This window comes from Novosphingobium sp. AAP93 (genome assembly GCF_001296055.1).
Classification (GTDB): Bacteria; Pseudomonadota; Alphaproteobacteria; order Sphingomonadales; family Sphingomonadaceae; genus Novosphingobium.
Genome location: NZ_LJHZ01000149.1, coordinates 1 through 4,330, shown reverse-complemented (window position 1 = coordinate 4,330; position 4,330 = coordinate 1). Strand labels below are relative to the sequence as shown.

Here is a 4,330-nt window from a genome sequence, read left to right as displayed (position 1 = left end):
GAAGTGGGGAATTTTCAAATGTCACTTCTGGGGCATTTTACTCCGCCAGCGACAGCGGGTCCATGCGGGCGATGTCATTGGCAGCCTCGAGAAGGAGGTGTTCCCCTGGATCGGCAAGCTTCCCATCCGCGAGATAGATGAGCCGCTGGTGCTGTCGGTCTTGCGCAACATCGAGAAGCGCGGTGCGATCGAGACCGCACACCGGGTGCGGCAGCGGATGTCGGCGGTGTTTGTCCATGCCATTGCCGAGGGCGCAGCGGCCCGCGATCCGGCGGGCGTGGTGACCAAGGCGCTGAGGCCCGTGCCGCGCGCCCGCAAGCGCCCGGCGCTGGTCTCGCTCGAGGCCCTGCATGACATGATCCGCAAGTCCGAGGCTGAGCCCGCCTCCCCGCTGACCAAGCTCGCCTCGCGCTTCCTGGCGCTGACCGCTCAGCGCCCAGGCATGATTCGCGCGCTTCCTTGGTCCGAGATCGAGCAGGTGGACTGGACCAGCGAGGCGCCCTGCCCCGATGCGCTGTGGCGGGTGCCGGCCGCGCGGATGAAGCTGATGCTCGAGCTCAAGCACGACGATGGCTTTGAACATCTGGTGCCGCTGTCGGCCGAAGCCGTGGCCGTGCTCCGCGCGGTACGTGCGCTGACCGGACGCGGGCCGCTGGTCTTCCCCAGCAACCGCAATGCCCGGGTGCCGATGAGCGAGAACACGCTGAGCTACTTCTACAACCGCTGCGGCTATCAAGGCCGCCATGTTCCGCACGGCTGGCGGGCCTCGTTCTCGACCATCATGAACGAGTGGGCCGAGCGCGGCGGCACGCCGGGGGATCGCCATGTCATCGACCTGATGCTGGCACATATTCCGGAAGGCGTCTCGGGCTCGGAAGGCGCCTACAACCGGGCCGCCTACCTCACGCGGCGCCGGGAGATCGCCGACGTCTGGGGCGCCATGCTGCTCGGGATCTTTCCGGCGCCAGCGAAGATGCTCGGCTGGCCGAGCCGATAGGACGAACCTCGCATCACAGCCCAATCTCGAACGGCCTGACGCGCTCGATCGTGCGTTCGAGCTCAGCATGCCTTTCCGGCTCGGGTGCCTTCCCGGCGGCCTGGCCTTGGGCAGCTGCCATGCCAAGCCGCTCGGTCACCTCTAGCGCCGAGGTCTTGTCACCGGGGTTGCGGCCAATGCCGAGCTCGACCTGGTCGCGGTGGTCGACGATCAGCGTGAGCTCGTCGCGCAGGCGGGTGATGGTCACGAGGAAGTTGCGGGCCGACAGCAGCTTCCTCGCCCGGCTGTCCATCACCGCGATGCCTTTATCGCTGGTCAGCCCCTGCGCCATGTGGGCATTGAGCGCGTAGGCCAGATCGATCCGTTGCAGCATCGGATCATCGGGCCTCAGCACTTGCTCCGTGCCGCTCGATGTCCGAACGGTCATCCCCTCCTGCGTGATGGCGGCGATGGTCGCCCGGTCGGCATTGATCAGCCCGCGCTGGTGATCGTTCGCGGTCCAGCGGATGGTGTCGCCGGTGTAGAGCGTGAGCGATTTGCGTTCGTGCAGCTGGACAGCCTGATTGTCTCCGGTGGCGCCAAGGCGCGAGGGCGTGAAGGTATGGCTGCGGCCATGGGCGTCGCGCAGCGTTACCTGCCCCTTACCAGCATCCACCTGGACAATGTCATACCGACCTTTGCCGAGGTGCTGGCGCGTCTGCCGGGCCGTGAGCTCCAGCACCATGCCCGGCTCGTAGGTTCCCACATGGCGCAGTTCCTCGCGCGTGGTGTTGACGCGTGATAGGACCGTGAGATTGCGGCTGTGAGGGCCGATCTCGCCATTTGCGGCAAGGCCGGTCTGCACCGCCCGGTTCACCTCATCGCGCAGCTGCCGGCCCGAGACGTAGATCCCGGTCCGCTCGCGCTCGGCCGGCGGCAGGGAGAGCCAGCGCTCGGCGGCAACCACGGCGCCGTTCTCGCTGACCTCGACGATGTGGTCCTTGAGATGATCCATAGCCTCGCCCGTGCGGCCCTGCTGCGCCGCCGCCTGGGCCCGCCGCAAGGTCTCCGAGCGTGCCCTGAGGTTGGTCTCCATCCGGGCGGTCTCGGTGCCGGCCGCGAGCGCCAGGGCAAAGGGCTTGCCCGCCTCGACCGCCCCCAGTTGCTTCGGATCACCCATCAGCACCAGCCGATCGACCTCCAGCAGGTTGGCGAGCCGGACCAGCCGATCAGAATCGCGGGTCGAGACCATCGAGGCCTCGTCGAGGACCAGCACGGTATCGCGATAGGCAGAGCGCGCTTCGGCCAGATCGGCCTTGCTCGCGGCTCCCTCAAGGAGCCCCCGATGCTGCCCCAGGAAGCGGTGCAAGGTCATCGAGGGAATGCCCGTCTCGCGCTCCAGCATGCGCACCAGCGTGTTCTGCACGCCAAGACCCACAACCTGCTTGCGGTGCTCGCCGAGAATCTGGACGACGGGGCGCAGCAGGCTCGATTTGCCGGCACCGGCCACGCCCTGCACGGCCACCACGCGGTTGGCTGAGGAGAGGATCATGCGCCCCGCCGCTTCCTGCCCGGGGTTGAGCGTCATGCCGAAGTTGAGGTTGGCCGAAGCCTGCAATTGCGCCCCCGCAATCTCACTCGACAGGATTGGACCCGCCGCGCCTTTGCCCACCTCGATCTCAGCCAGCATGCGGGCCTCCAGCGCTGCGGCCTCGGTGGTGGTGAGCCAGCCTTGCATGGACCCGCGCCCCTTGCTGAGCGCCCCCTGATCGGCGAGCTGCGCGATGCGTTTCTCGATCAGCGGCATGGTCGTGGGCAGGCCAAAGTCGAGTGCCGCCTTGGCGAGATCGGTGGCCTTGAACGCCGCTTCACGCTCCGACAGGTGCCGCACCGCCGAGGCCACGGCATGGGCTGCGGCGATCTCTTGCGCCGGCCGCAGATGGATGCGCGCGGGGACCAGGGAATCGCCCGCCTTGATCCCCAGACGCTCGGCCAGTTCGAGCACCATGACCCTGCCGCGCTGGGCGATCGAGGGACGATCCTGGTCCTGCCGCTGCGCGGCGATGGCCATGACCGCCGACCGCTCGCGGGCGTCGCGCACCATGCCGGCGAGGTCGATTCCGAGGCCCCAGGACTGCTCCTCCCAGCGGGACAGCAAGGCACCCCGATCGACATCGTGCGGCTTGGCCGACCGCGTCGCCAGCGTCGCGATCACCCCCGCCTCGAGCCCGCTGCCGCGCCGCGCTTCGAGCACCTCCTGCCGCCGCGTCGAGAAGGCCATGACGGCCTCGCGGCTGATCCCGGCGGCTTCGAAGTTGCCATGCTTGCCGACCGCCCCAATGCGGTATCCGAGCTTCTCCACCTCGCCCCGGAAGCGCGCCATGGTCATGGCGTTGAGCAGGGTATTAAACTGCCACAGCCGGTCATTGCGCAGCGCTTTCCAGGTCCCATCGGCGGCCTGCGTCATGTTGGCGACCACGGCGTGGAAGTGGAGATTGGGCTCCTGGTTGCGGTTGGTGTCGTGCTGGAACAGGGCCACGGTCAGGTTGTCGGTCTGGACCTGGCGTTCCTTCCCGGCCCGCTCCACGCGCATGAGCGCGGCGTTCGCCTCGGCCCACTGCAAGGTCTCGATCACCGCCTCCCGGTACGCGGTGATGATCCGCTCATCCTTGCCGACGAGGGCCAGCAGCGACCAGCTTTTGGGGAGCGAGAAGGTGAGATCGGTGCCCGCACGATGGTCCGCCCCTTCGCGCCCGATCCGCCCCCCACCGGGCAGTTCACCACGCAGGATTGCCTCGAAGGCTGCGGCTTCGACCGTACCTGACAGGCCCAGCCGTTCGGCACCCTTGCCAACCCACACCCCCGACCGATCAGCATCGGCGCCGGCATAGTAATTGTCCTTGGCAAAGTAGCTGGCCGCCCCGCCAGCCGAGCGCACATTGGCGACCGACAGCATGGCTCATGCCCCCCGCTTGGGTTGAGCAATGCGCTCCCGGTACTCGCGCAGCCGCTTGCCATGCGCGGCATGAATCCGGGCGCGCAGGTCCTTGTCCGCCTGGACGGTCAGGAGCCCGTCGAGCGCAGTGGACGTGAACAGCAGGTGGGACATGATCCGGTCCCGGAACGCGGCCTCATCCTGCCCTTCGATGACCCCGCTCACGGCCAGCTTCAGCCATTGGCTGACGCTCATCTGCGCCCCGTCGGCGGCGGCCTTTACGGCCCGGTAGAGCGGCTCATCGACATAACATTGCAGCGCAAAGCGCATGGGTTCCAACTCAGGTCGGCCGCCCCCATCGGCGGTTGTGTCCCACGGGGTGGTGTAGGAACCGTCGATCCACGGCAGGATCAGGTTCG

3 protein-coding genes are annotated in these 4,330 nt (G+C 67.7%); 1 reads left to right on the top strand and 2 read right to left on the bottom strand.

What is annotated here, in order from left to right; all coding sequences use genetic code 11:
- A partial coding sequence (locus IP83_RS20785; RefSeq protein ID WP_197274461.1) for a site-specific integrase occupies positions 1–997 on the top strand: 997 nt, incomplete at its 5' end.
- 13 nt (positions 998–1,010) lie between these two features.
- Here the strand turns inward: IP83_RS20785 and mobF are convergent.
- Entirely contained in the window at positions 1,011–3,932 is a 2,922-nt protein-coding gene (mobF, locus tag IP83_RS19405; protein WP_054123885.1) for a MobF family relaxase, read from the bottom strand.
- A 3-nt stretch (positions 3,933–3,935) separates the two neighbouring features.
- Positions 3,936–4,330 (bottom strand): hypothetical protein (locus IP83_RS20780; protein ID WP_197274460.1); only part of this gene is annotated, 395 nt, incomplete at its 5' end.